The 24,900-nt window shown below is 57.3% G+C and carries 27 protein-coding genes and 10 pseudogenes; 21 read left to right on the top strand and 16 right to left on the bottom strand.

Annotated elements, in window-relative coordinates:
• Positions 1 to 27 precede the first annotated feature (27 nt).
• Positions 28 to 645 (bottom strand): CGNR zinc finger domain-containing protein, encoded by a 618-nt coding sequence (locus FHX06_RS34845; RefSeq protein WP_183882616.1) that lies wholly within the window; start codon positions 643 to 645, stop codon positions 28 to 30.
• Positions 646 to 735: 90 nt separating this feature from the next.
• On the opposite strand from FHX06_RS34845, the gene FHX06_RS34840 reads away from it, so the two are divergent.
• Positions 736 to 1,695, top strand: coding sequence for a DMT family transporter (locus tag FHX06_RS34840; RefSeq protein ID WP_183882614.1), 960 nt, complete (start codon positions 736 to 738; stop codon positions 1,693 to 1,695).
• A gap of 310 nt (positions 1,696 to 2,005) precedes the next feature.
• Here FHX06_RS34840 and FHX06_RS34835 read toward each other — a convergent pair whose 3' ends face one another.
• A complete protein-coding gene (locus tag FHX06_RS34835; RefSeq protein ID WP_183882612.1) occupies positions 2,006 to 2,200 on the bottom strand; it encodes a hypothetical protein in 195 nt (64 codons plus the stop codon).
• A gap of 993 nt (positions 2,201 to 3,193) precedes the next feature.
• Between FHX06_RS34835 and FHX06_RS34820 the strand changes: the two are divergent.
• A pseudogene (locus tag FHX06_RS34820) lies at positions 3,194 to 3,591 on the top strand (VOC family protein).
• Positions 3,592 to 3,729: 138 nt separating this feature from the next.
• Here the strand turns inward: FHX06_RS34820 and FHX06_RS35910 are convergent.
• Positions 3,730 to 4,344 (bottom strand): enolase C-terminal domain-like protein, encoded by a 615-nt coding sequence (locus FHX06_RS35910; protein ID WP_246715804.1) that lies wholly within the window; start codon positions 4,342 to 4,344, stop codon positions 3,730 to 3,732.
• A 186-nt stretch (positions 4,345 to 4,530) separates the two neighbouring features.
• Here FHX06_RS35910 and FHX06_RS36270 point away from each other — a divergent pair, with 186 nt between their 5' ends.
• A complete protein-coding gene (locus FHX06_RS36270) occupies positions 4,531 to 4,812 on the top strand; it encodes a hypothetical protein (RefSeq protein WP_312866630.1) in 282 nt (93 codons plus the stop codon).
• A 19-nt stretch (positions 4,813 to 4,831) separates the two neighbouring features.
• Positions 4,832 to 5,017 (top strand): TOBE domain-containing protein, encoded by a 186-nt coding sequence (locus tag FHX06_RS36265; protein ID WP_312866629.1) that lies wholly within the window; start codon positions 4,832 to 4,834, stop codon positions 5,015 to 5,017.
• Positions 5,018 to 5,441: 424 nt separating this feature from the next.
• Here FHX06_RS36265 and pyrF read toward each other — a convergent pair whose 3' ends face one another.
• The 3 genes from pyrF to FHX06_RS36385 form a co-directional block, all read right to left on the bottom strand.
• Complete coding sequence (gene pyrF / locus FHX06_RS34810) at positions 5,442 to 6,341, bottom strand: orotidine-5'-phosphate decarboxylase (RefSeq protein ID WP_183882608.1); 900 nt, start codon at positions 6,339 to 6,341, stop codon at positions 5,442 to 5,444.
• Between the two features lie 211 nt (positions 6,342 to 6,552).
• A complete protein-coding gene (locus FHX06_RS34805; protein ID WP_183882606.1) occupies positions 6,553 to 7,596 on the bottom strand; it encodes a porin in 1,044 nt (347 codons plus the stop codon).
• Between the two features lie 104 nt (positions 7,597 to 7,700).
• Complete coding sequence (locus tag FHX06_RS36385) at positions 7,701 to 7,889, bottom strand: helix-turn-helix domain-containing protein (RefSeq protein ID WP_246715802.1); 189 nt, start codon at positions 7,887 to 7,889, stop codon at positions 7,701 to 7,703.
• Positions 7,890 to 8,126: 237 nt separating this feature from the next.
• Between FHX06_RS36385 and FHX06_RS34795 the strand changes: the two genes are divergently transcribed.
• Positions 8,127 to 9,659 carry a PAS domain-containing hybrid sensor histidine kinase/response regulator gene (locus FHX06_RS34795; protein WP_246715800.1) on the top strand — a complete coding sequence of 511 codons (1,533 nt, stop codon included), beginning with the start codon at positions 8,127 to 8,129 and terminating at the stop codon, positions 9,657 to 9,659.
• A gap of 344 nt (positions 9,660 to 10,003) precedes the next feature.
• Here the strand turns inward: FHX06_RS34795 and FHX06_RS34790 are convergent, their stop codons facing one another.
• Entirely contained in the window at positions 10,004 to 10,336 is a 333-nt protein-coding gene (locus tag FHX06_RS34790) for a hypothetical protein (RefSeq protein ID WP_183882600.1), read from the bottom strand.
• A gap of 1,197 nt (positions 10,337 to 11,533) precedes the next feature.
• Positions 11,534 to 11,749, bottom strand: a pseudogene (locus tag FHX06_RS34785) (IS21 family transposase); the annotation flags it as partial.
• 686 nt (positions 11,750 to 12,435) lie between these two features.
• On the opposite strand from FHX06_RS34785, the pseudogene FHX06_RS34780 reads away from it, so the two are divergent.
• The 4 genes and pseudogenes from FHX06_RS34780 to FHX06_RS36380 form a co-directional block, all read left to right on the top strand.
• Positions 12,436 to 12,757 (top strand): annotated as a pseudogene (locus FHX06_RS34780) (GFA family protein); the annotation flags it as partial.
• A gap of 221 nt (positions 12,758 to 12,978) precedes the next feature.
• On the top strand, positions 12,979 to 13,818 hold the full coding sequence (locus tag FHX06_RS34775; protein ID WP_183882598.1) for an SDR family NAD(P)-dependent oxidoreductase: 840 nt from the start codon (positions 12,979 to 12,981) through the stop codon (positions 13,816 to 13,818).
• Between the two features lie 603 nt (positions 13,819 to 14,421).
• On the top strand, positions 14,422 to 14,958 hold the full coding sequence (locus FHX06_RS34770; protein ID WP_183882596.1) for a hypothetical protein: 537 nt from the start codon (positions 14,422 to 14,424) through the stop codon (positions 14,956 to 14,958).
• A gap of 335 nt (positions 14,959 to 15,293) precedes the next feature.
• Positions 15,294 to 15,479: pseudogene (locus FHX06_RS36380) on the top strand (hypothetical protein); the annotation flags it as partial.
• A gap of 129 nt (positions 15,480 to 15,608) precedes the next feature.
• Here FHX06_RS36380 and FHX06_RS36375 read toward each other — a convergent pair.
• Entirely contained in the window at positions 15,609 to 15,758 is a 150-nt protein-coding gene (locus FHX06_RS36375; RefSeq protein WP_409564458.1) for a hypothetical protein, read from the bottom strand.
• On the opposite strand from FHX06_RS36375, the gene FHX06_RS34760 reads away from it, so the two are divergent.
• The gene (locus tag FHX06_RS34760; protein ID WP_183882592.1) at positions 15,757 to 16,071 is read left to right on the top strand and encodes a hypothetical protein; all 315 of its coding nucleotides are present in this window, start codon (positions 15,757 to 15,759) and stop codon (positions 16,069 to 16,071) included. The two genes, FHX06_RS36375 and FHX06_RS34760, sit on opposite strands and share 2 nt — an antisense overlap.
• A gap of 166 nt (positions 16,072 to 16,237) precedes the next feature.
• On the opposite strand, the gene FHX06_RS34755 is transcribed toward FHX06_RS34760, so the two are convergent.
• On the bottom strand, positions 16,238 to 16,402 hold the full coding sequence (locus FHX06_RS34755) for a zinc-binding dehydrogenase (RefSeq protein ID WP_183882590.1): 165 nt from the start codon (positions 16,400 to 16,402) through the stop codon (positions 16,238 to 16,240).
• A 155-nt stretch (positions 16,403 to 16,557) separates the two neighbouring features.
• Complete coding sequence (locus FHX06_RS36140) at positions 16,558 to 16,692, bottom strand: hypothetical protein (RefSeq protein WP_281413483.1); 135 nt, start codon at positions 16,690 to 16,692, stop codon at positions 16,558 to 16,560.
• Between the two features lie 446 nt (positions 16,693 to 17,138).
• Here FHX06_RS36140 and FHX06_RS34750 point away from each other — a divergent pair, with 446 nt between their 5' ends.
• Together FHX06_RS34750 and FHX06_RS34745 are read left to right on the top strand one after the other, a co-directional pair.
• The gene (locus FHX06_RS34750) at positions 17,139 to 17,390 is read left to right on the top strand and encodes an antitoxin (RefSeq protein WP_183882588.1); all 252 of its coding nucleotides are present in this window, start codon (positions 17,139 to 17,141) and stop codon (positions 17,388 to 17,390) included.
• Positions 17,387 to 17,542 (top strand): annotated as a pseudogene (locus FHX06_RS34745) (type II toxin-antitoxin system RelE/ParE family toxin); the annotation flags it as partial. The gene FHX06_RS34750 and the pseudogene FHX06_RS34745, both read left to right, overlap by 4 nt.
• Here FHX06_RS34745 and FHX06_RS34740 read toward each other — a convergent pair.
• Positions 17,538 to 17,744 (bottom strand): type II toxin-antitoxin system RelE/ParE family toxin, encoded by a 207-nt coding sequence (locus tag FHX06_RS34740; protein WP_183882586.1) that lies wholly within the window; start codon positions 17,742 to 17,744, stop codon positions 17,538 to 17,540. The pseudogene FHX06_RS34745 and the gene FHX06_RS34740 overlap by 5 nt on opposite strands.
• Positions 17,734 to 18,015 carry a type II toxin-antitoxin system ParD family antitoxin gene (locus tag FHX06_RS34735; protein WP_113207689.1) on the bottom strand — a complete coding sequence of 94 codons (282 nt, stop codon included), beginning with the start codon at positions 18,013 to 18,015 and terminating at the stop codon, positions 17,734 to 17,736. Before FHX06_RS34735 ends, FHX06_RS34740 begins: the two co-directional genes overlap by 11 nt.
• A gap of 288 nt (positions 18,016 to 18,303) precedes the next feature.
• On the opposite strand from FHX06_RS34735, the pseudogene FHX06_RS34730 reads away from it, so the two are divergent.
• From FHX06_RS34730 to FHX06_RS34715, 5 genes and pseudogenes are all read left to right on the top strand, one after another.
• A pseudogene (locus FHX06_RS34730) lies at positions 18,304 to 18,610 on the top strand (type II toxin-antitoxin system RelB/DinJ family antitoxin).
• Positions 18,611 to 18,651: 41 nt separating this feature from the next.
• Positions 18,652 to 18,901, top strand: a pseudogene (locus FHX06_RS35895) (type II toxin-antitoxin system RelE/ParE family toxin).
• 132 nt (positions 18,902 to 19,033) lie between these two features.
• Positions 19,034 to 19,957 (top strand): chemotaxis protein CheB, encoded by a 924-nt coding sequence (locus tag FHX06_RS34725; protein ID WP_183882584.1) that lies wholly within the window; start codon positions 19,034 to 19,036, stop codon positions 19,955 to 19,957.
• 149 nt (positions 19,958 to 20,106) lie between these two features.
• A complete protein-coding gene (locus tag FHX06_RS34720; protein WP_183882582.1) occupies positions 20,107 to 20,310 on the top strand; it encodes a hypothetical protein in 204 nt (67 codons plus the stop codon).
• A 601-nt stretch (positions 20,311 to 20,911) separates the two neighbouring features.
• Positions 20,912 to 21,318: pseudogene (locus tag FHX06_RS34715) on the top strand (DUF1515 domain-containing protein).
• 22 nt (positions 21,319 to 21,340) lie between these two features.
• On the opposite strand, the gene FHX06_RS34710 reads toward FHX06_RS34715, so the two are convergent.
• The 3 genes from FHX06_RS34710 to FHX06_RS34700 form a co-directional block, all read right to left on the bottom strand.
• Entirely contained in the window at positions 21,341 to 21,610 is a 270-nt protein-coding gene (locus FHX06_RS34710; protein ID WP_183882580.1) for a hypothetical protein, read from the bottom strand.
• 458 nt (positions 21,611 to 22,068) lie between these two features.
• Positions 22,069 to 22,254, bottom strand: a complete 186-nt coding sequence (locus FHX06_RS34705; RefSeq protein WP_246715799.1) for a hypothetical protein — start codon at positions 22,252 to 22,254, stop codon at positions 22,069 to 22,071.
• 34 nt (positions 22,255 to 22,288) lie between these two features.
• Positions 22,289 to 22,690, bottom strand: a complete 402-nt coding sequence (locus tag FHX06_RS34700) for a hypothetical protein (protein ID WP_183882576.1) — start codon at positions 22,688 to 22,690, stop codon at positions 22,289 to 22,291.
• Between the two features lie 148 nt (positions 22,691 to 22,838).
• Between FHX06_RS34700 and FHX06_RS34695 the strand changes: the two are divergent.
• From FHX06_RS34695 to FHX06_RS35890, 4 genes and pseudogenes are all read left to right on the top strand, one after another.
• Positions 22,839 to 23,087, top strand: a pseudogene (locus FHX06_RS34695) (SOS response-associated peptidase); the annotation flags it as partial.
• A gap of 569 nt (positions 23,088 to 23,656) precedes the next feature.
• On the top strand, positions 23,657 to 23,902 hold the full coding sequence (locus FHX06_RS34690) for a type II toxin-antitoxin system prevent-host-death family antitoxin (protein ID WP_183882574.1): 246 nt from the start codon (positions 23,657 to 23,659) through the stop codon (positions 23,900 to 23,902).
• The gene (locus FHX06_RS34685; RefSeq protein ID WP_183882572.1) at positions 23,895 to 24,290 is read left to right on the top strand and encodes a hypothetical protein; all 396 of its coding nucleotides are present in this window, start codon (positions 23,895 to 23,897) and stop codon (positions 24,288 to 24,290) included. Before FHX06_RS34690 ends, FHX06_RS34685 begins: the two co-directional genes overlap by 8 nt.
• A 402-nt stretch (positions 24,291 to 24,692) precedes the next feature.
• Positions 24,693 to 24,881: pseudogene (locus tag FHX06_RS35890) on the top strand (transposase domain-containing protein); the annotation flags it as partial.
• Between the last annotated feature and the right edge of the window lie 19 nt (positions 24,882 to 24,900).

Below are 24,900 nucleotides of genomic sequence, written 5' to 3'. Positions count from 1 at the left end.
GAACCTCACAATCCGTGGCCGCGTCATTTACTTGGCACGCAGGGCGCGGAACTTCCGCACTCTGGTATGTGATCCACATGTGCTGTCAGAACACCAGCGCCGATGACCATTGCGCGAGTGGTCGAGGAAAAGCCAACCGCAGTTGCGACCTTCGCACGCCCGGATCGGTCGGCGATCCCGTCGCGATGTCAGCAAGTCCACGGCAAGCCAGCAGACCCGAGTTGCAACGGCATCCAGATGGTCTGCAGGGGAGTGACGCCATTCGATCGTGGCATCGACAATGACCAGTCTTCGTTTCGCCTGCGCGCGCCTTGCAACATCGTTAAGCAGCCCGAGGTCCCTTTCGCTGACCGCCTCGTCGTTAGCTTCCGTCAAAAAAATCCGATGCAGGATCTCTCGCAGCTGCCTGGCACGGATCAACTCCCTCTCCGCTTCAGAAGGTGCCTTCGCCGCCAGCGAAAGCAGGGTGCGTTGCTCTTCGTCATCAATGACGTGGAGGCGCCTAGCCCAGATGATTAGGTCACTGTAGCTGTTCAAGAACTCCGGATCCCATCGCTCGCCACGGCTATCGACCGTGTTGACGAAGTCGAGTGCGGGGTGGCCGCCGAGCAGGCTGATCTCGCCGATGGCTTTTCGTATTGTCATCAGAGGAGTATCGGATCGTGGAACGATTTGGGCAAGAGTAAGTTGTAACGGTCTATAGTATATTTGCCCGTTACACAATTTGGAAAGCCTATGTCCTCTCGTTTGAACAAGAATCAGCTACGCTTTGTGATGCTCTGCGTCATCTGGGGCAGCACGTGGATCGCAAGCAAGGCGGGCATCGAGGCCGTTCCACCGTTGCTCTTCGCAGCAACGCGCTTCACCGCAGCAGGGCTGTTGCTGCTTGTTTATGGCTGGATGAGGGGCGAGATTTCCGGCTTGAAGATTGAAGATAGTATCCGCTTCATCGCCGTCAGCATATTGATGATCACTCTGTGCTACGGACCCCTGTTTTGGGGGATGCAGTATATTGACAACGGCACGGCCGCGGTTCTGGAGATGTCGCTGACGCCCATCGCTCTCTTGTGTTTCGCCCTGCTGTTGCGGGAGGAAAGGCTCGAGGTCAGGCGGATCTTGGCAATCACGCTCGGGGTATCTGGTTTGGTGGTTCTATTCTGGCCGTCGACGGCAGGCGGAAGCGGTTCGAAACCAGAGGCCTTCGATGGTGCGAGCCTATGGGGCGGGCTGGCGGTCGCGTCGGCGGCGTTTACTTATCGCTACGGCTCGGTGCTGGCGCGACCGTTGCTGCGATCCTATCCGGCGGTTTTCGTTGCCGGTGTCACGACGCTGGTCGGTGGCATCGCGCTGATGGTCGCTGCACTGATATTCGAACCGGGTGCCGCGGCTGCTGTTTCAGGAAACTGGGGCACGCGCGCGTGGACGGCTTGGTTCTTCCTTGTGATCTTTGGCTCGCTGGTCGGGTATACGACATATATGCGGCTGTTGCGGGACATTGGGGCTTCCCGTGCGGGCAGCTACGCCTTCGTCTCTCCCGTGATTGCCGTCGTGCTCGGCGCGCTGTTCTTTTCCGAACAGGTTACCGTTTCCGACGTCATTGGTATCTTCGTCATGCTGACCGGCGCCTACCTCGCCATGGTCGAGGCGCAGACCGCCAGACCCGCGGCGACCGGCAAGGTAGGCCCTGCGCGGTGAGCTGCTGATGCGATCGGGGGCTTGGCCCCGACCGGAAGACGGAAGCGCGCGCCGTGGCGGTTAAACGCCTTCGCGATTGTGATCGTCAGATCGACAAGACCCTTCGTCGTAAAAACAGCGCGATCCAATTTGCGGTGGATGGCGGTGAGACTAGATGTGAGCTTTACTGCGGGCCAGAACGTCATCGAGCTACCGGACGATGGACACGACCTCAGCAAGACCCGACGCCTATGTTGCTAGATCTCCCCACCTCGATCGGATCACGCTCGCCAACATCATCACGCCGTCAATTGCTCGGTAAGATGTGACGCTACGCGTGGATAAGCGTCTGCGCGGTCTGAATGGCCGCGACGATTTTTTTGTAGGCATCCTTCACAAAAAGATCCTCGCCGTTTACGACAAGGCGAGACGAGCCGTCTTTTTGCTCCCAGATGCCGTCAACACGATTGATGTTGATAACGACATTTGTGTTCGCTGTAGTTGTCAATGCAAGCCACATAGCCATTTTGCCTCCGAGTTGAATGCCAAGCGATGTTCCGAGGGCAAGATAGATCCCACTTATTAAAGGCCCTCGGCATGAAAAAATTCGCCCACGATTTCGCGAAAGGCAAGACGCTCTGACGCGGCCAATGCATCGCGGCGACATGCTTAGAGACACCGGGTCTGAGCCGGGATTCGATCTGTTTGAGTGGGGGCGGACGACGTTTATCGACGAGACTGTCCGCCTCGTTAACGCGGATCATGCTCCTCTACGATTGGATCGATCGGCGCTTTGTCAACACACGTACCCAATGGTCGAGCCGGTCGCCGCATCATCCAGCGGGAGTTATTCGGCGCTCGGAAGTTCAGGCGTGAGGGCAGCCCAGCATTTGATTTGGGGGAGGGGACACGATGCCGAAGAGTCCGTCGGTCGTCCGTCGCTATGGGGCAGATGCCGCCAATGTCTGCGCGCTCGTCGACGCGCCAAAGCGCCCGCCCGACGATATTTGAGGCCAGCATGGGCATGCGTGTGGAACATGAAAGCCCAGGTCGGGCGACTTATTCGCCGTTGCGAACCCGTTCACGATACCGTTCACGATCGTCTTCTGTAGGGCCAGTGGAGAGATCCCTGCCCAGTTCGCCCCGCTGCGCGATCGGAAACCAGGGCCGCCCAGGGTTTTCTTTGTTCCACAGTAGTTTGGCACGTCGTTCGATCTCTGCGTCTTCCAAGGGTTGCCTCCTATAACCGGGCCTTGTTGGAGCCTTTGCAGTTTAATGGCCAATCCGAAGTACTCCGAACAGATAAAGACTACGTAGTGCAGGCTCCCGCTTGCTTCGACCACTCTGCCGTCGTCGCGAGGGCAGTCAAAGCCGCGTCTAATGTTGTCCCGACGAGACGGGCAAGGCAGATGCTTTCGCAATGCTTGCATTCGCTTTTTGCGGATATCCGCAATACGATCCTCCAAGGCTCGGGATCGAGTGCTATAAGTCACCGTCGGATCGGAAAGCCATTACGGCGATGCGCTGCGGTAACTGTGACATTGTCGACGGGGCTTTCTTCAACAACTTCTGTGCCGATCGGCATCAAGCCATTACATATCCGGAAGGACTGGCTGCATTGGGAGGCAAGCCCGGTAAGATGGATGCCAGAGGCCGCCTGATCGACATCCGTGATGGCGGCCGCTCATGATCACAACACCGATCGACGGCAAACCAGCGACCGCAGCCAATAGTGGAACGATCGGTATCGCTGCTGCCAGTCGCGACCATGTTCTCGCATGGCACGCCGCTGGTACCGCCCACGGTGGCACGGCGATTGAGAGTCCACCTGCGGAGCATCCAAGTGGGGCCTTTGTGGCATATCTTCGCGACCCGGATGGAAACAAGTTGAGCGCGTGGTCTCATTCAACGAAATGAAATAGGTGCGCCGAAATGGGCAGCATGCGCAGCAGACTACGTGCCTGCGCCACAATAATGCGCCTTCACGCGAGCAAGGCTGTTTAGCAAAAGTGTTCGGGATGGTCGCCTAAGGAACCTGACTAGTCGCATTGTACTCTATCCCGGAAGGCGCGGATTGATTGGTGCTGGTCCCAGTTGCGATCGCTCAAGGCGGCGCGGGCGAGACCACTCCTTGCGGGCGTCTTCGCTTAGCACGAGACCATGCCCGGGACGGTCCGGGGCATAGGCGATACCTTTGGAGATCTCGATCGGCTGTTCCACGAGATGATCGAAATTCTGGAACGAGTATTCCAGCCATTCGACCTCCGGAAGCGCGACGGCCATATGAACGCCAATCTCAAGGAAGGTGTTCCCCAAACTGACCGGAATGCCAAGCTCGGCGGCGAGCCAGCCGATCCGCATGACGTCGGTGACCTGGCCATGGACATTGAGCAGGTCGGTGCCAAAATTCTTCATCAGCAGCCGCTTGCCGGTAGCGTCCAGATATTCGCCGCTGTTGATCTGCGTCCAGTTAACGGCATGACGGAGCGTGCGAAGGCCCTCGAAGTCATGCCGCAGGATTGGATCCTCAACCCACAGAAGTTCGTGACCGGCATCGCGGATCGCCGTGAGCTTGACGAGCGCTTCCTTGGAATTCCAGGCTTCGTTCGGATCAATCATGATCTGCGACCCAGCTGGAACGACCTCCCTCAAGAGATCGAGGCGACGCATGTCGCGCCGGAAGTCGGAGTGGCCGACCTTGATCTTGAACGCCTCATAGCCAAGGCTTGCCGCATGCGAAAACAGCGCGCAGAAGGCGCCGTCGCTCAGGTGGAAATCGAGGCCGCTGGCATAGGCGCGTACCCGGTCGCGGCGGCTTCCCAGGAGCTTGTGCAGCGGCAAGTTGAGGCAATGACCTTGGCCACCAAGGTTGCCGTGATGAAGGGCGGGCATGTTCAACAGCTTGCCGAGCCCCGAACGATCTATGAACGGCCCGCAGACATGTTCGTCGCTGGCTTTATCGGTTCACCAGCGATGAACTTCATCACGGGTAGACTGATTGCCGATGGTACGGCCACCCGCTTCGAAAGCGAGGGGGTGGTCATTCACACGGGTGCTTCGGAAGCAAGCAACAGCGGGTTCTTCACGCGAATGCTTTCTCGGAATAAGGCCGGAAGAACTCAAGATTGTCGGAAATGATGACGCGGCGATCAAGGGCGTGATCGACGTCGCGGAGCCAACCGGTCCAGACACGATGGTTACCGTGACGGTTGGCAAGCATACGATCGTTGCAAGAGCCGAACCGCGTTTTAAGGGCCGAAGAGGCGACCAGATCCGGTTTGGCGTCGATCCGCAGAGCATCAACCTGTTCGATGCCGAAACGGAGGTCCGGATAGAGCCTTAATCACGAATTTGCAGTGTCACGCCGACCGGGATTAACATGCCTGCCCGACTGCTCGATGAAGCTTGAGATCATGGACGGCCCAAGACTGGTTCCCTTGCTTTCGGAATTCGTATTGAGGAACAGGCCGAGGACTCGCGAAACTTGAATCTCCGCCGGATAGGTCGAGCCCCACCCATCCCATCCGCCTTTCCTCGTAGACGCTTTGCGTCGGAACCAGCGAGTTGACTTTCGTCTGAATCACAGCATGCCTCGCGATCTAGTGAGTACGGTCACAGTGCCGCTGAAATCGCTCGAGCCGGCTCGGGTGCCCCTTTTTGAAATTGTCTTGGCAATGATCGTTTGGCGAGATCGGTTGCGATTTGGGCCAAAGCCAATAGCTGCTCTGCGGTTTCCCCTTTCCTGGCTAGGCAGGACACAAAAGGGCTTACCAGTTCGCCGCCGCAGGGGCGGCGGGACGATGAGCGATGGCATCCTTAAATCCAGTAATCCGGTTCAAGATAAGTTCGCGGTAGTCTGCGGGCGAGATTTCGCGGTCAACGACACTTGCAAGCCCGCGCGACACCGGTACCAAAAGATCGCCCAATTGCTTGCCCCGAAGTGCATCGATGCTGCTTGCGTCGCCACCTTGCGCTCCCAAGCCGGGTGCGAGAATGATCGTATGAGGCATGAGCATTCGCAGTCGTCGCCCCTCATGTGGAACAGTCGCTCCGATGACTGCGCCGATTGGACTGAGGGCCTCGTCATCCCGCCGACCGATCCCTCCGATGAGTTCGGCAACATGATCCGAAATCGGCCGGTTTCCGGTCATTCGATCCTGTAGCCATCCGGCACCGGGATTGGACGTGCGGCAGAGGACGAACAGGCCTTTCCCGTAACGTATGGCACATTCGGCAAATGGTTCGAGGGTATCGGGGCCCATTAGCGGATTTACGGTCAGGCAATCGGCCTCAAAATCGCCAGATCCGCCCTCTGAGACAGGTGTCAGGTAGGCGCGAGCATAGGCGGCAGCGGTGGCTCCGATGTCGCCTCGCTTAGCGTCGAGGATCACACCGATACCGGCTGCCTTTGCGCGCTTCATGCCGAGCGAAAGGGCGGTGAGGCCGGCAAGGCCGCATGCTTCGAAGTAGGCGCTCTGAAATTTCACAAACCCAATTTGTCCCTCGATCGTGTCCAGAACAAAATCGGCAAAGCGGCTGATCCATGCAGGGTCGTCTGGGTCAAAAAAAGACGGAATCTCCGAAGGTGAGGGATCGATGCCGGCAACAAGCTCGCCATATTTGGCAGCGTTCTTCCGAACTTTTTCTACCCACGAACCAGATGACATCGCCCAATCTCCTTCCGTTGGCCACAAACAAAGCTCGCCCTCGAATGAGGGCGAGCCATTGCCATCTACAGGAGTGGACTTCTGTATCGATGGGTGAGGCCGATCCGGCAGGGAACCGAACCGACCTCCTTCTTCTGAATTGGAGGTCACCAAAGCAGAAGCCTGTGATGAAAGACCCCAGGATGCGATCCTGGGGTCTTCAATGTTCAGATTAGAACGAGCGCTGCAGACGGAAGTAACCGGTGGTTACGTCGTCGCCATCTTCCGGATCCAGGTACTGGACGGAAGCCTTGGCGTAGAAGTTGTCAACGATCTGGTAGTCAACCGTCAGACCGGCCTTCCAGGCATCGCCGAGACCGTCGAAGTCATCCGGAACCACAGCATCTGAGCCAATGGAGCCCAAATAGTTGCCGTAGTACTGAACACCAGGCGTGATCTTCAGCTTGTCGGTTGCCTTGATGGCGTATTCGGCAGCAACTGCCCATTCAGCATTCGCGTAGTAGGAGTTCGGGCCGCTGGAGTAGACGCCAGCGAGGCCGAGCGTGCCTGGACCAACTTCAACCGTACCCATTGCGCGGATAGCGCCGTCTTCGTTGTCGAAGTCCCAGCCGCCGGTAACCTGGTAGCTGAAGGCGCCAGCGGTGCCGCCGATGCCGAAGGCAACGCCGACATTGTTCGGAGCTTCGTCAGCCTTGAAGACGCCGTCTTCCAGTTCGTCGACGCTGAGGCCAGCGTAGAAGGAACCGGTTTCGTACTGATAACGGATCGAGTTGTGCAGGGTAACCGGAGAACCGATATCGTCCGTTTCGCCGGAAAGACCATCGTCCCACCAGGAGTAGAAGAGACCAGCGCGGAAGCCCGCGACGTCGAGGTAAGCGGAGTCAAGGATCGTTTCCTGGTCCGTTGCGTTGTCGGCATTGGCCTGGAGAACGATAACGCCGGTGAGCGGGCCGTATTCGGTGTCGCTCTTGGCAGTGAACTGTACTTGACCACGGGTTACAGCATCCCAGCTCGAATCGTTGGTGGCAGAGGTGCCGCCAGCGTTCGGGCCAACGTTAACCTGGAAACGAATGTAGCCTTCGATCTTCAGGCAGGTTTCCGTGCCCGGGATGTAGAAGTAGCCGGTGCCGTAAGCGTCGCAGACGCGAACGTACTCAACCGGTTCCGGCTCGGCAGCGACGATTGCGTCTGCTGCGAATGCCGGTGCAGCCACGAGGGCAGCTGCGGAACCAAGCAACATCATACGAATATTCATGGAAAACTGATCTCCTAAGTCCGGGCGCGTATCGTGGAAGAAACACCCCGCTGATAAAACCCGATGTAATCGGTACTGGCAATCTACGTCGAAACGGTTTGACATCAATGCGGCGGTGGAGCTTTCGCCCGCCCCTCTGTGACGAAAATGAAAATCATGTGACAGGAAAGCAACAGCCACACTGCCAGCGGTTCAATAATAGAGGCTACGCCACATGCGGTTGGTGCATTCTCGTACTTCCGAAGCTGTTGGAATGTAACGCCAACCTTCTCGGCCAAGGTCGTCTGTGACATGCCCAGAAGCTTCCAGCGGGCTCTGACGCGTGCGCCTACGGCGACGCCGATTTCAGATAGTCTCGTGCTCAAGACAGCCATCGATCCTTAAGGTTGCGATTTGTGACAACTGCATGATAACGGAAGAGAAGTCCACGAACTGATAGCGTTATCAGACCTTAGTCCGGGGTGAGTTTGATACCAAGGACTTTAATCTAAATACGGCGAGTACTGCAGCTCGGGATGGGGGGAAGCACCATGAACGACCATGACGTCAGGATTGAGCAGCGCTACCGTATGCTGGTCGAAGCGATAACTGACTACGCGATCTATATGCTAGACCCCGCCGGCTTTGTCACAAGCTGGAACCCCGGTGCCGAACGGTTGAAGGGCTACATCGAAGAGGAAATCGTCGGTCGGCACTTCGCCACCTTTTATACCGATGAAGACCGCAACGACGGCCTCCCTCAGCTTGCCCTTCGGGTAGCCGAAGAGGAGGGACGCTTCGAACGTGAAGGTTGGCGTGTCAGGAAGGACGGCAGCTGGTTCTGGGCGAATGTCATCATCGATCCGATCCGGAACGCCGAAGGCGAGCTTGTCGGCTTTGCTAAGATCACGCGCGACATCAGCGAAAAACGGGCCGCGCAGGAGGCGATCTTCCAGGCGCAGAAAATGGAGGCGGTGGGTCAGTTGACCGGTGGCCTAGCCCACGATTTCAACAACCTCCTGACAGCCATCCTCGGAAGCCTTCAGATTGCCAGGAAGCGGGCCATTCGGGAGGACGTCAAAGACCTCATCGACAACGCCATTCAGGGCGCCCAGCGCGGAGCCACGCTCACCCAACGGCTGCTTGCCTTCTCGCGACGTCAGGAACTCCAGCTAGGCTCCGTGGACGTCGGCGACCTCGTTCATGGAATGACTGAGCTCATGCGCAGAACGATCGGCCCCGAAGTCCTGATCAGCACGAACTTCGCGGCGGACCTTCCGAAGATTCGTACCGACTCCAATCAATTTGAGAGCGCGCTTCTCAACCTCGTGGTCAACGCCCGCGACGCCATGCCGGGCGGCGGAGAGATCACGATCGCCGCCGAGCTGGAAACCGTTGCCTCGGGTAGCCTCTCGGCGCTGCCGCCCGGCGAATACGTCTGTCTTTCCGTCCGCGATCAAGGGGAAGGGATGGATGCCGAGACGCTGGCGAAGGCGGCTACCCCGTTCTTCACGACGAAGGGCGTCGGGAAAGGAACCGGTCTCGGTCTCCCGATGGTGCACGGCCTGATGGCGCAGTCCGGCGGCGAACTGGTTCTGAAGTCCGTCGTCGGCGAGGGAACGACTGCCGAACTGTGGCTCCCAGTTGCCGACAAGGGCGAAGTGGAGGTCGCCGCGCCGCCGGTGCTGGAAGCGCCACTGGACCCCGCTCCCACGGCTCTGACCGTTCTCGCCGTCGACGATGACGCGCTCGTTCTCATGAATACGGTACTCCTCTTGGAAGACTTGGGAATGGAGACCATGCAGGCATCGTCGGGCGAGGAAGCTCTGGCCGCACTCCAGACCGGCGTCCTGCCGGACGTAGTCATCACGGACCATGCGATGCCGAATATGACAGGAGCGCGGCTCTGTCAGGAACTCCACTCGCGTTACCCGACACTTCCAGTAATTCTCGCCACAGGGTACGCGGAGCTTCCGGATGGCGTCGGCATTCCGGGTGGTGTCGTCCGACTCTCGAAGCCGTTCAGTCAGGCGCAGTTGTCGCGGGCGCTTGCGGAAGCATGTCAGGGCGGGCGGTGCTTCTGAGTTCCTGGTGGCATGCTGCCGAAAGCCGGTCCGGTTCAACTAGACCGCCAAAAAATGTGCGATCGCCGGCAGGAACGCCCTCGTCCGGTTCAGCAGGGGCTGGAAATCCTTCGAACGTGCTAGAGAACGAAGATTCGGTGAATCGACTGCTCGCCCGCTAATAAGCTCAAAACCGTGCCTGGACCTACGACCACAAGCTCCGGCACGCGTCCTAGAAAGGACTGCGAGACGTGCAGGACAGCGCGGCCATCGACGAGATCGAGGTATGATCCTCGCCCGCGTTCGGCAGCCGTCTGACGCGCACGGACCACCCGTGTGCCGACACATGTTCCGCCGTTCCGTCGTCATCTTCGTCGATCTGCGAACAGCAGGTGGTCCGCGAACCAAAAGAGAAGCCAGCATGAGCAGATCACGACCAACATCAGCGCAATGAATTTGGGAGGTATCTTTGGCGGACGAGCGGCGGCTCGACGCCATACGACATGCGGCTCTATAAGGTTGGCAAAATAGATATCTCGATCTTCTACCGCCGCTGAAATCAGTTCCTCGTATCTTCGGAGGGTAATACCGTCTGCGCGGGCATGGTCCCCTTCACGATAAATGATTTCCAGGCTTTGGTTCTGATCGTCGTACTTGAGCTTCTGTAGCTTCCGACATTCGAAGGAAGTCCAAGTCATGTCTTTACCGATGCAGTTTTCTCTTTTCCGCGATTGTGAAAGCAGGTCTAACCAAAATCGCAACGCGCGACTAAATCGTCAAGCGCCCGCCCGCCGCCGCGCCGGCCCATCACGAGTTCGTGCTGCTTTTTCCGAAGAGCCTTGCAGCGAAAGCAGCAATAGCGTGGAGAGCCATGGATGTGGCCGAAGGTCGGCGAATAATCAGCGACAATCCCGCTTTCATTCGTGAAGAGGCGTCAGATGGATAGTGTCATGCATTGACCATCAGGCCCAGCGCTTCTGCCTCTTTGACGAACCTGTCATCTGCGAACGCGATGCCAGAAAGCTCGCCATTGTTGGCGGCCGCCTCCTGTATCAGATCGTCGATGTTCTAAAATTGCCGTTTCTCTCCGAACAGGCTGCCCGATGCTCAATAGAACCCCGCGCCCTAAAACTCAACCTCAAGTAGCGGTACCAGATTGTGATTTGCACGTAAATGGTGCGGTGTATGAGAGGAAGACTCCTCGCTGACTCCATCACACGGGGGTCTATCGTTGCAAATTCTGGTTGTATAATGACAAAGAGATCAACCGCTAGGGTTAAGTGCGACGGTATCTCTGCTGTTGTGGGCAGCCCTCTTTAAACTAGTGGGTTGGATGTAGCCTCAGTTGAGGCTTCTCGGCCAGCGCTGTTTCCGACTGACGCTGGCCGATGCGCGATGCCTGCGAGGGCTGATCATTGGTAGGCTTGCTTCTGATCCTCGCGCTGCATCCGCGCTGACGGAGCGTTACACAGACTATCGGATGCCTTCAGTTTATGCCTCAACAGCAAGAAGCCCCGCGGAAATCAAAACCTGCCAAGATAGGTACACGTACAATATCCACCACAGCCTGGCTCATCCATCCTCATTTGAACAAGTCCAAACCGGTGAGACGAGATAGGTCGTGGACGATCTGTCGACAAGAGGGGGATTGCGAGCTGAGACCTACTGGCCTTTTTGTGAAGGCAGAGAGGTGGAGAAGAGACCCGCAACAGGAAACAAAAGGCCTCTTCTCCTGCTGAAATTAGGGGTGTCAGCAAGCAACGCTTCTCATCGGAGAGGGGCTGCGGCCCCGGAAACAGCGGGTTTTAGCTCTCGGCTTCGCGATCTTCGTTCTAGCCTGCGGCGGGCGCGAAAATGCCAGGCTGCTGCTGGCCGCGCAGGAGATCGCGCCGCGGCTCCACAGCGCGCAGGACGACCTGCTCGTCGTGATGAAGGACGAGAGCAAGGATATCGACCATCTCCCGATCACCTCCGGAGCGGCGAGGCATCTGGTCCTGCAATTTGCGAAAGGCGGACGGCAATTCCAGGAAGGGTGCGCCCTTGCGCAGGGCACCAGGCTTGCGTTGGAAGACCGCAAGATAATGCCGCCAGTCGTAAATCGTTCGCGATGGTTTGCGCTCGATCACTGCTGGGCTCGGGCGATCATAGCGTTTACCGGATTCGGCTTCTGTAAACTCGGAACGCGGATATTTTCGGGGCTTGGGGTTTGTTCTCTAATCGGAATTTGATGAATTCAGCCCATACGGCGGGGACCGAGGGGCGTGAAGCGGAAGCACACGCTCGTTGACGGGGTTGCTTGGGAAGCTGAGCAACCCCGTTTTGATTTGAAGAAAAACCCCCGCGAGGGCACGCGAGGGTTTTCATGAGGGTGCTTAGAACCCTATTCGCTCCCACGCGGGCGTGCGGGATGTTTTGTGCGAACAGACTACAAACCAGGATGCTGGCTGATGGTTCCGTACCAAGTTAAGGGATACGAACATTCCGCTGTTCGTCGGTGACAAGTGCACACGTCGTCTTCGCCGTGTAGAAGAAGTCCTGACGCTCGAAACCACCGCCATCTTCCCAGGCATGATCCGAGGTTTTGTCGCACACCAGGATCCCATCCAAGGGCGTCGTCACACCTTTCGGCGGCGATGGAGATCAGCACAAGGCCGGCTAGTGCGCCTGCGAGCCGCGAGAGCGCGGCCAGCAGGTAAGGTCTTGTCCGCATCAGTCGACTTATACTGTCGCGGAAGATGGCGCACGCCAATACGGAAAAAACACATATGAAGCCGAGGTCGATCCGCAACACGTCGCGATCTGCCATTGTACCGATTGCCAGAGATTGACTGGCGTCGCCCATAGGGTGACCGTCAGCACACAACGTAGCCGGTTCCATATCACGTCAGGTGAGCCCAATTTATGTTAAGACCGCCGACAATGGTCGCCGGCGGCTGCAGTTCTTCCATTGCGATTGCGGGTCGCCGATCTATGCGACGGTAGAGGATGAAGATGCCAAGCAAATTGGGATCAGACTGCGAACTGTCAATCAGCGTCGGGAGCTGAAGCCCCATTCGCAGATCTGGTGTTCTTCCGAGTTGGCATGGGCGCAGGATCTGACTGGACTTCCAGGTCGACCGGCGATTGAGCGTCGCAGAAGACGTAGCGTAAGGGTTTCCGTCCTATCCCAAAAGGAAAGCGACAAAGTTCATGCGCCAACGCGTCGTCGAGCGGTTCTGGTACGATGCATTGAAATTGGCCGTTACCGCGAGATCGAAGTCGAGCCGCCGTCATTGCCAGCCGCCGAGGCACACATATTTTGTGTATCCAGATTGATTTTTAAAACACCGTAGGAGGAAGCATGGCCCGCCTTTCAAACATGGTCGCCGTCGTAACTGGCGGCGGCAGAGGGATAGGTCGAGAGATCGCTCTACAGCAGGCTAGGGAAGGGGCAAAGGTCGCGGTGTTGGCGCGAACGACCACCGAGATTGAGGAAACAGCCTCTCTCATTGAGGAAGCGGGCGGTGAAGCGATCGCTATTGCGACGGACTTGATTGACCTTGCTGCCGTTGAAAGTGCGTTTGCTCGCGTTGCGAGCGAATTGGGCCTGATCGACATTCTTATCAACAATCACGGCTCATTTCAGGGCTTTGGTCCTATTTGGGACTGCGATCCCCTTGTTTGGTGGCGGGATGTCGAGATCAATCTGCGTGGCACATTCAACACCTGCCGCACGGCCGCCCCTATGATGTTGGCGCGGGGCAGCGGCCGGATCGTAAACCTCGTTGGTGGCGGAACGGGCAACAGCTTTCCTCACGGCTCTGGCTACGCGTCCAGCAAATCCGCCATCATGCGTTTCACGGAGTGTCTGAACGACACTACCATTGGCAACGACGTGCGCGCTTTCGCCGTCGATCCCGGTCTTGTTCGCACTGCGATGACCGAGTTGCAGCTATCGTCGGAGGCCGGGAAAACCTACCTGCCCGGGATCCAGAAGCTCTTTGAGGAGGGTGTCAACATCGAACCGTCACGGGCTGCACTCTTGATTGCCGACATCGCTGCCGGACGTTTCGATACTCTGGCTGGCCGTCTCTTGCGCGGTGTCGATGATCGCGATGCGCTCGCAGAGGAGATGGATGCAATCGTCGCGGCAGACGGCAGAGCACTGCGTTTTAGCTCCGTCGAACAAGCTAAGCTCTGAAGCTATTCTTGGAGGTTGGAGAGCACCGTCTGCAAAATGCCTGAATGAACATGCGGCGCCGATGGAACCGCTGCGCTATCCGTCCGTAAATTCATGTCCGCGGGTTCGCACACCCGTCCTGTTTCATATGGACCTCCCGGTCGCCTTCGACTGGATGCGCTGGAACTGGTTGATCGCAGGGTGCAGCGCGTCCTGGAAGACTGAACTTCCGAGGATTGATCTTTGGGCGGTGTTCGCCACCGGCAGGCTGGCAATGTAAAGGCACGCGTGTTCGCCGATTTCGCGGGACCGATCGTTGCTGCCCAAAGCATATAGGCCTGGTGTTGATTTGTTCGCACCGCGGGCGGCCGGAACTTACTCTTAAGGACGTCTACGCCGAACAGGAGCCAAGGATATTTTCCACAGCTCTTAAAGGTCATGTCCTTATTGATGGTGCCTATCGGCAATACCCACGTGCGGAAAGTGTGCTGTGAGTGATCGAGGAACGGTGTCATCGAATCGGAAATGGGCGCTCTGGCGCGCCGCCGCGGTATGGGCTTCGGCGATAGTCGTCGGCATGTCCATGGGCAGTGAAGCACCATGCGGAATGCATATGAGGATCAGGTGACCTTTTACGGCAAAGTGGTCGATCGCGAGGGCGTCCTGAAGGACAAGGCGACGTTCGCGCAGCGTTGGCCGGAAAGGATCTACAGCGTCAAGCCGGGATCCGAGTCCGCGGGCATGTCGGAGTTTTCGTGGGTGTCGAATCGGGCAAAGGGAAAAATTGAATCAGAAAGCGGCAGTGTGCTCGCAACGGATAGGGGCTCTCTCGCCGATCGAGTGATCAGTCAACCGCAAACCGAAAACGGCGAGTGCCGGGCCGGCTCGGATGCAGCGACTATCGAACAATCTTGCGCACGTCGTGAGGAGATTGGTGCACCGCTCGATCATTTCGGCTGGTGTTATGGGCATCGCAACGAGTACTGCTATCAGATGGCGTGGCATGTGTGTGATGGCAATTCCAATCGGCTCGTGGGGTGGGATGACTGCCAGCGCGATGAGAGGCTTTCCGACAATCAAGACAATCCTGGCGGTTGGTTGGGGACGGGTAGCTTTTATAGCTGCCCTGGCGTTCCTTTCGATGATCGCGACCGTTGTTGAGACAGCCAACACGCCGTGCAGCGGTAGCAAAGGCGGCATCGCGGGTTGTCAGGGCGAGACGTTTATTTGCAATGACGGATCCGTTTCGGCGAGCAAGCGCTCATGCACGGCGTACATGGGAGGAGCCGTCGGACTGATGGGGAACGCCTCATCGGACATGGCGCCCACATTGGATGGCGAATGCTCCTGCCGATCCGGGGCATATTGCACGGGCCCCAGAGGAGGTCGGTACTGCATGACCGACGACGGCAAGAAGAGCTACCTGCGGAAGTGATAACCTTGGTACGAAGCTGCCCAGGGAGAACTTAAAAGCAACGCCGCCGCCGGAACATCGGGTGCATTGTGACGTTTTCGATCGACTTCAAAAGGAGCGCGAAGATGGCGAAGCAACCCGAGAATTCCGCGAACGACACACGACGGGAAATTCCTCTGAAGACGGCGCTGGATGGGAAGATCGGACGCAGGAATCAACGGACCGCATACGCGATCGTGCAAATGAGATCTGGGAGGCGGAGGGGCGTCCCGAAGGTCGGCACGATGAGCATTGGCTGCAGGCGGAGCACGAGATCATCCATGGGATGGACGAGCTCAGCGGCGATGATGTTCCAAACCTAGCAGCGCTTCGGGAAGCCGCGAGAGAGCACGCCGACTCATTCCTCGTAAAGAGTGATCTGGAGGACCCGGATCAGCGCGATGCGGCGCCGGGCGTCAGGGAACAACCGCCGTAATCGATTGAGCCGAACGAGATTGTCGGTATCGCAGATTGCGTTCGCGGACTGAATCAGCTTCGTTGTCTCCATGAGCAGTGTCCCAGCATTCGTTTCGGAACTCATTCGTGCGGCCAACCACGTGCGACGCCTAAGCCCGACCGAGACCGGGCGTCTGCTTTCACGTGCGATCATGACTGTCCGCGATCTCCGCGATACGATCGGGATTCCCGTGGACGGGACCGATCGCGACGCCATCAACCGACTGACCTTGCTGGTTTCGACCATCGAAGAGGCGTCACAGGAAGAGATCCGGATGGGCCTGCTGGCGAGCGCCGACATGGTTCGCACCTTATGGATCGTTGTCGACAGCGGAACCGAGATTGGTCTGACCCCTTCCGCGTAAGTTTCCAACATTTCAGTCGGCAACTCTTCTTCTACCCGCGGGCAAGTATCTGCTCGAGTGTGACCGGACGAAATTCTGGGGCATCGGCGCCGACATCGAACTGACGTTCCGGGCCAGCTCTCAATGCAGAGCAATGCTCCGGCTTCGCTGACACGGGACGACTGCCTCAACCCGTCATCACTACACACCCGAAGGGGCGCCCCTCGATCAGATAGCGGACAGCATCCGGCGCTTGATCGAGCCGGAACGTCTTGGCGACGGTGGGCTGGAGCTTTTTCTCTCCCAGATATTCCCGGAGTTTCGCCTGATCGACTTCTTCAAAGATGGGCATTGTTCGCTCGTAGACCTCTCGACCATGCTGATTGGAACCTACGTCGGACGGTGATCGACCCGCGTGAATGCCCCAACGTCAGCAGCTCTACACTAGGCGGCTCCTGGAACGGTATCTCCCGTGTTCGCGTTATCATGGGCCGGGTAGCGCGAAGTTCACATGAGCGACAACGTCACTTCAAAATTCTTCTCCAAGTTCGCCACCACGATCGCAGACTTGTCCGGAAAGTCCCCGTTTTCGGCCAGCTTCTTCATCAGCGGGTGAGCGACCGTCGAGACGGGTTCAGTCATGGCTATTCCTCCATTCACAGGTTTGTGAGTGGCGAAGGAACCCTCAATGCAAGTGTTTCTTCCAAATCAACGATTGCTGTTTGTTTCCTGACTATGCTCTGCGTCCACAAATTTCGATAAGCCTAGATTGGCGAATGCCGGTTAAGATATCTCTCCTTTTGAGACGACGATATTCAAGACGATGAGCCGAAGCCGCGCAAATCTGGAAAATTTAGTGCCGATGAAAGCTAGTCAATCACGGGGTCGGCGGTTCGAGTCCCTTCAACTGCACGCACACGTCGAGTGACCGTTCTGGGGTTCTGCTCCAGCAGAGGTCGATAGGGCAGATCGGCGTCTTCTTCGAAATAGCAGATCCCTCCAAGTGGCATCGGATCAGAGTATCGCGGCGGTGGCCACCTACCCACATATGTGTTAATGTGGGTTTTCTCAATCCAGGAGCACGTTAGATGAGCCGATTGACGATCGACATAACGGACCAACAACATCAAAGCCTCAAGGCGCTGGCCGCTTTGCAGGGCAAGACAATCAAGCAGTATGCACTTGAGCGCCTCTTCCCCGGTGACATAGATGGAGAGCGAGCCTGGGAGGAGTTGAAGACGTTGATGAACACGCGCGTCAATGAGGGGCTCGCCGGAAAACTGTCGACCAAAACCGTAGGTGAGATCCTTGACGAGGAGATTGCCGAGGGTCGTGCTTGACGGCCTACATTCTTACCGCGACGGCGGAATCGGATCTACGTTCGGTAATCCGCTACACACGTGCGCAATGGAGTGCCGCCCAGGTACGCCGCTACGTCTCGGCTTTGGAGCGAGGTATCGCAAACCTTGCCGAGGGCAAAGGTCCTTTCAAGGCGCTTCGACCAACATCCGGGCTGTTCGGAATACTTCCTGGTGACGCTCGCCTAACCGCGGGTGCTCAATGAGCAACTCCACCTTGCGACGAAAATTGGCGAAGTACTTCTCCGCGCTCCGTGGCTGCTCTTTGCCAATATGAATGTAGATGTTCTTAACGTCGGCGCGCGCCTGTGGTGTCCACAGAAGCTTAACCGGCATGAGGAGAGGCAGGTGCTATTTCCTGGCGTGCTTCATCCAGCACTGCATCAAAATCCACTTCGACAGGAGGACCACTAGCTTTGCCTTCCTCCCACATCGCACGCAGCTTGGTGATATCCGCACGCTTTTGCATCCATTTGGCCGACCAATCACGCATAGCTTCGCGAACAACTTCGCTTCCGCTTGCATAAGCCCCACTGCTCACCGCATCTCGCAACAACTCGGCATGTTGGGGTGTCATCGAAATACTGACCTTTTCAACATTCGGCATTGATAACCTCCATCAGGATTGGTGGCAATTATTACCACCAGTTGTCCGAGATGGGAACTTCGCTGTTTCAGTCACGCCTTGAAACGAGGTCCGGCTCTTAAGCGTCACTGCCGGGACGCTTCGACGTCGACCGGAATTAGCGGCGTCGGAGGTTTGTAGGACTCTGAGAAGCAGGGCCGACGGTTCGAATCCATTCAAAGCGATGGACAGCGCTCGGTTATAAACCATGACAGGGTTATGGAATTCGTCATTCAATGCATTACCATGCCGCAGGAATTGGAGATGACGATGGCCCCAAATGCGCTTGTGCAAACCCGTATAGATGCCGAAGTTCGGGATCGTGCTTCCGCTGTTCTCGAAAGCATGGGCTTAACAGTATCTGACGCGGTTCGAATCTTACTTACCCGGACTGCTAACGAGGGAGCGCTCCCCTAGAACTCTTTCGGGCAGCGAAGCGCATGACGCTTGGTTTCGCACCAAAGTGCTTGAAGCGCTCAACGATACTCGGGTGGATGTGCCCGATAACGAGGTTGAGGCGCATTTTGCCGAGCGTCGAGCGGTGGCCCGGCTTGAAGCTGGTGCGATCAAGCCGTGAAGCTTACTTGGTCTGCGTTTGCGTAATCGGATCGCGACGCCATCTTCACTTACATTGAGGCTGATAATCCTGCCGCCGCCGTTTTAATCGACGAGCGGATAGTTGCAGCATCACGTCGCTTGCTCGATTTTCCTGCCAGCGGGCCGTGTGGGCAGAATTGCCGGTACACGCGAACTCGCCATTTACGGTACGCCTTACATCCCTGCATATGCCGTTACGGAAACCATAATTCATATTTTGCGCCTCCTACATGGCGCGCAGGAATGGCCAGAGACTCTCGCAACGAGTTGAAATCGGTTCGTCCCGTGGGGCCCAAAGTTCGCACACCTTCAAGACCTTCAACTTTTGCCCGCGTGATTAGGCGCTGCCACGGGTGTTCGGTTACTAAATTCAGCTTACTCTCTGCTACCATGTGCGGTGAATATGGTGTTAGCTATTGCTTTTGACGAAAAGGATGACTTCCATGACCGACGCTTCAAAGTTTCCGATCGTCGGTCTGGGCGCTTCGGCAGCCGGTCGCTGAAGGTTCAGGAACTCGATTTAATTCATCGGGAGCGTAAGCCAATCGATCTGTTTTTTGCTTCGCTTGCCGAGCAACAGGGAGAATGTGCCGTCGGCATCGTGCTGTCGGGCGGCGATGGTGACGGCACGTTGGGCGCTAAAGCAATCAAGGAAGCAGGCGGCTTGACGCTGGCACAAGGCGCCGATGGATCAGGCCCGAAATATCCGGATATGCCACAGAGCGCGATCGCGAGCGGCATGATCGACATCACTCTTCCGGTCGAGGAGATGGGGAAGAGGCTGGTTGCCTTTGCCAAAACCTTCGACGCGCTTGAACGTATCACGCGCGACAGCCACAACCGCGAGGATGCTGTCCTCGACGAGACGCGGGTTCAGATTTGTGCTATCCTGTCGAGCCACACCAGCCATGACTTTGCCGGCTACAAGACGAAGACATTTTTCCGGCGGGTACGACGGCGCATGCAGGTCCTGCAACTGACGTCGATGACCGCTTACATCGAACACCTCAGAAAGGATGCCGACGAAGATGTTCGGGGTATCGCGCCTGCCGGGCAACGGCGAGAGCAGGCTCGTCGATATCGGTGGCGAATAAAAGTCATCAGTTTGTTCCGGGACCTCCTGATCAACGTCACCAATTTTTTCCGAGACGCCGACGCCTTCGCGATGCTGGCCGACATCGTCATTCCGAAGCTTTTCGAGGGAAAGGGCGCCAATGAGGCGGTCCGCGTTTGGGTGCCGGGATGCGCTACGGGCGAAGAAGTGTTTTCGCTCGCAATCCTGATGCGGGAATACATGGACCAGGTATCGATCAGTCCAAAGGTCTAGAGCAGGTCGTCCCAACCTTCCATTATTCTCTAATACCGGGGGGATATCTTTTTCTCGGAAGTTCAGAGAGCATCGGCACTCATGGCGACCTCTTCACGCCGATCGACAAGAAACTCAGGATTTTCCAGGCGCGCGAGGCTCCATCTCAGATGCCCCGCCTGCCAAGCCTGATGGGTCATGATCGGTCGACGATATTTTCCGATGCAAGAAGCGGGTCCTCGAGAGACGCCGCCAATGCATTGAAGCGGGCGGCCGACACGCGGATCCTGGAGCGCTACGCGCCGGCGCATGTCATCGTCACAGCGGAGGGCGACATCGTCCACTATTCCCCCAACACGGGCCGCTTCCGCTAGGTTAGCTAGCGGGGCGCCCCGTGAGGGCGAGGGGCGAATCGGGTTTAGGTGGGATCACGCGGCCTCAGGGCTAACAGAGGGAAGGGCAGGATATGCCGCCACGCGATCCCAATATAATGACTTACACATGATCGGTTTGTTCCCTCTCGACGAATGAATTTACGTCGACGCCACCGAGTTGGGCCTCGGCCGTAATCATCTCGATGAATTCGGCACTAGACATGACCCGAGACGCGGAAAGAATTCCGAATTGGCAACGTAACCGCCCACCGCCCGTAATCGATCTGAACCGCAGTATGAAATGAGCTGAGCATAGCTGGCCCTCCTGATAGCCAGGAGTTCAGCACGCCATAGGCAGTAGGTCGAACCCCCGCATACGGGGGGCGAAAAATAGCCCGCCGAAGCGGGCTAGTTGGCACAACAGGAAAGCGGACCGCGCGGCGAGGCCCACGAAGGCACACTGTTGGAGACAGATTACCACGCGGTCCAGCGCTTCAACCGATATCTATGGCAAAAGTTCCCGGCCGTCCGTTTGGGCGGCTTTTTATTATCCGCATGCCGGCGTCGTCCGGTCGAATGGCATTGAGAGGGTAAACGGCTGATGACTTCGAATGACGATATCCTTCGCGCCCTCGGCCGCGTTGAGGAGGGGGTGAAACGGATACGGGAGGATTTTCAGGAGGAGAAGCACAACGCTCACGAAAGCAGAGCGGTCATTCACGCCAGGCTAGACAGTCAAGCCAAACAGATCGGCCATCTCGACACAACCGTTGCCATCAGCGGCGGTGTAGACGCCCAGATCCGGGAGGAGATCAAAGCACTCGAGGAAACCGTTGATAGGAATCATGCCTCCCTCCAGCCGGCGCTTGAAGAGTGGAAGCGAATGAAACACTCGGCGTGGGCATTTCAGGCCTGATCGCGCTCGCCGGCCTGACAGTCGGCGGAATCGTTGCCTATATCGGTGATGGTACGGTATCTGCCATCCGCCACTGGCTGAAAATTAATTGAGCAGCCGGGATGAAGCACTACATTAGTTCCGACTGTTGGCGAAACCGCGGGAAGGCGTCTGCGCGTCATTGGATTGGGCAAGGCCCGCGCCGCAGCGAAGTTGCGCGATCCCGAGCTGAACGACCTTGATCATGTCGGTCATCCGCTGGCCGTGAGCGTCCTGGTACTGTTCTAATGTGGGGGTATTAATAGCCACGTCAATCAGCGCAGAGATGCGATTTTCTTTCACCATTTTTGCGCCTGCAGCCCAAACCCGTTCGAACAATATTCGATCTGATTCAATAATTGGCATGATGTTCCTGCTAGTCCATTGACCAGAACGCAATAGAGCTAGAGACACGTCTACCGCATTTCAAGTGGGATCAAAATTTTGATTCCACCGTAATATTGCTTGCTGGTGTGGTAATTCATCATTACTAGCTAAATAAGCGACAGTACAAGTTTAGGAATCTATTCCGTATCGGCTATATACTTACTGTTTTCTGGTCGACGCGATTTGTTCAGCCACTCCAAGATGCTGGTTGGTGGACCGCGCAAACGAACCCCAGGGCTTAGAAGGGATCATCACAAGAAAGGTTCGCCGCGCGATCCGCGCGTGAAACGCAGATCGGGACATAAAGTTCCATTCCCGACCATTTGCATCCGGCACTGCATTTAATGAGGGGCCCATACCCATGCGGCCGCAACCCTCGATAGTTCAACGGTTGGTGCTTGTTGCAAGATCAGAGCGTGATTGTCTAGTAGCAGCCTTCATAGGCCGTGCATCTCTCTCAGCTTGTCGTAGTGCTCTTCGACTTTGCGCAATGCCTCTCTAGCCGTCGCCTCCCACCCCTGCTGCGGCATGATGCGCCGGCGTATCCACGAGGCAAAGCCGCCGTTCCAGCGCCACTGGTTTTCTTTGCCTGACGTGGTTTGGTCGACCTGGATGCGGCCCACAAACTCTTTCCCGTCATAACCGACGAAATCTTGCTTACCAGACGTAACCTTCATCCCTGGCAAGGCAATAGAAGTCCGCGAAGGCGAGGTCGATGTCACCCCTGAACGCAAACTTCATCGGTTCGGTTAAACCAAGCTCGCCATTGCAATGGCAGGTCCCACACGCGCGATTGTTTTCTCTGTCGATTGCGATGGTGAACCCGCCGATGGGAACACAAGACGCCATGTCGACGGTTCCGGCAGCGTAGAATTCGAACTTCTCTTGCCCTTCGGCCATGACCAGCATAGCCGGACCTCTCCGGCCCAGAGACGTAACAAGGACCGATCGAATGTCAGGGTGAATCTGATCAATCGTCAAGGGTTCCGGTGGCGTCCAATATGTTCCGGTTGGATCTTCGTACACCTCGCGCGAGGTATCGCTCGGCAGATTGCTCATAGCCGTCATCCTTCATCTTCAAGCGGTGATGTTCTTATTATGTTCCCATTTCGTGATGAGTCAAGCGCAGCCTTGAAAAGCGCTCTTTAGCTTGACAAATCCAAGCGCGAACCTGAATTTTCCAGAGCTTTTGGGAGGCAGGTTCTCGATGTGCAATCTGTATTGCATGGAAGATAAAGACTGGGACCGCAAATGGGCGCAGGATGCCGAGAGCCTCATCAACCTGATGCCGACCTATCAGATGAACCCTGACCAGATGGGGCCGATCGTCCGCAACACAGCCGACGGGCGCAAGCAGCTCGTGCATGCGCGGTGGGGCCTGCCGTCGCCTTTTTTCGTGATAAAGGAAGCCGCTGAAGCGCCGGCCAAGAAACTACGCGAGAAGGGTAAGCCGGTCGGAGAAGGCTTCGGCCGCAATCGCACTCTCGTCGACGTCGGCCCCGGAATACACCACGAGGGGAACTTTCATCTGCGCGAGAGCCTCGACGACGTCCGTGCACAGGCCGTCGTTCACCCTCGGATCGACGACTGCGAGATCCGGCGTGTTCACCGTTAGCCATGCCAGCGCATCCGCTCTCGTGTCCGGCAACGGCCAGGATCGTATAGCTTGCCATAGCACGCATATCGCGATTTTCTCACGATGCATTCGCGAACTCTAATGGGGACGGGTGCTGAGCCCATTATGGGACGCATTGCGTTGCTGATCTCTGCTGCTGGATGGAATGAGCAGGGAACGGTCTTATGGCCACATCGATGAGACAGGTCTGACAAAAGAGCGCCTGCGCCTTGATCGATTTCCCGCAGGGGCGACGAATACTTTCTTACCCTTGCCGGCTGCGCTGTGTGCTAAGAACATCCCTCGATCCGCTCTTCTAGCTCACTGATGATAGCTGTCTGGTTGCAGCGAGCAGCCGGCTTGCGCGAACCGCATAGAATACGTATTTACGTAACCGCCTGGAGGTGCCTATGAAACAGTTTTCTTTTTCCGATATGAACCGGGCCTCGGGAGAGATCCTGGAGGCGGCCTTGATCGAGCCGGTGGCGCTCACCAAGCGTGGCAAGGAAAAGCTCGTCATCCTGACGGCGGAACAGTACCGAAGGCTTCTCGGCGGCTCGCATACGGTGGCCTATGGCCTCGACGATGCTCCCGACGCGGTCCATGCGGAGCTGATGACCGGCCTCGAGGCGTTGCTTGAGGACGATCATGTTTAATGCAGGCGACGTCGTCCGCTTCCATTACCTCTGGAAGCGACAGGCGGATGCCGGCGAGGAGAGCGGCCGCAAGGCTCGTCCGGTCTGCGTCGTCGTGCGAACACCCGCCGTCCCGGGCGCCGTTTTCCTGTTCGCCATTACCTCGCAGGTTCCGCCTGAGGGTCGCCTGTTCCTGCCGATCCGCGAGATCGAATGCCGCCGCGCCGGCCTTGATTTTCCCCGCTGGATCATTCTCGACGAATACAACCGCGTCGAGCTCGACAAGGCTTTCGACTTCGAAACGGGCAGGCCGCTTGGCAGCTTCAGCCCGGCCTTCCTGAAAAAGATCGCCGGCATCGTCAAGCAAGCGGCGGCGAGCCGCAGGCTGGCGGCAGTCAACCGTACCTAGCCGCCGGAACGGTCGGATCTTCCCTCAACCCAACCGATCTCATCCGCCACGCTCTGAATTCCAATGTCGTAGATCACTCCAGCGTTAGGACAGGCCTTCGGGGAGCGATAGCAGGGATGTTCCGAAAACACCGTCCGGATCCACGCCCGCCCTTAGAGCCCTTGTCCGACCCTTCCCCAAGCAACCCACCGCGGTCTCGATGCGGCTTGTCTGACCAAAAACCGCCTCGTAAGCTCGGCTCGATCGTCTTCCCGCAAACGGCCAGCTCGTTTTCTTCCGCTGGCCACGCCCACCCCACATGACGGGGCATGTGGGGACGCCGGATCTGCGGCCATTCCTCGCGATACAAGAAAGCCTCGTTTTTTCCACCAGGAGGGATCGAGCCCCTGTCTTGCGGCACTGAAGCGGGACGCCGTTGATCCGCTCACCTATTTCACCGCCACGCTCACCGCCATCATCAACGGCCACAGGCAGTCCCGCATCGATAAGCTTTTACCGGGGAATTATCCGGGCATTGAACCGCGCCGGCTTTACCGGAGACCGTTTGGTTTAAGTTATGCGGCCAATGCTGGTGCGTCCAGCATGGCATAGTATCGTTCTTCAGCCTCGG

This window comes from Rhizobium sp. BK512, assembly GCF_014194915.1.
Lineage (GTDB): Bacteria > Pseudomonadota > Alphaproteobacteria > Rhizobiales > Rhizobiaceae > Rhizobium.
Note: the sequence above shows the minus strand (reverse complement) of the source record. Positions and strands in the feature narration are given on the sequence as shown.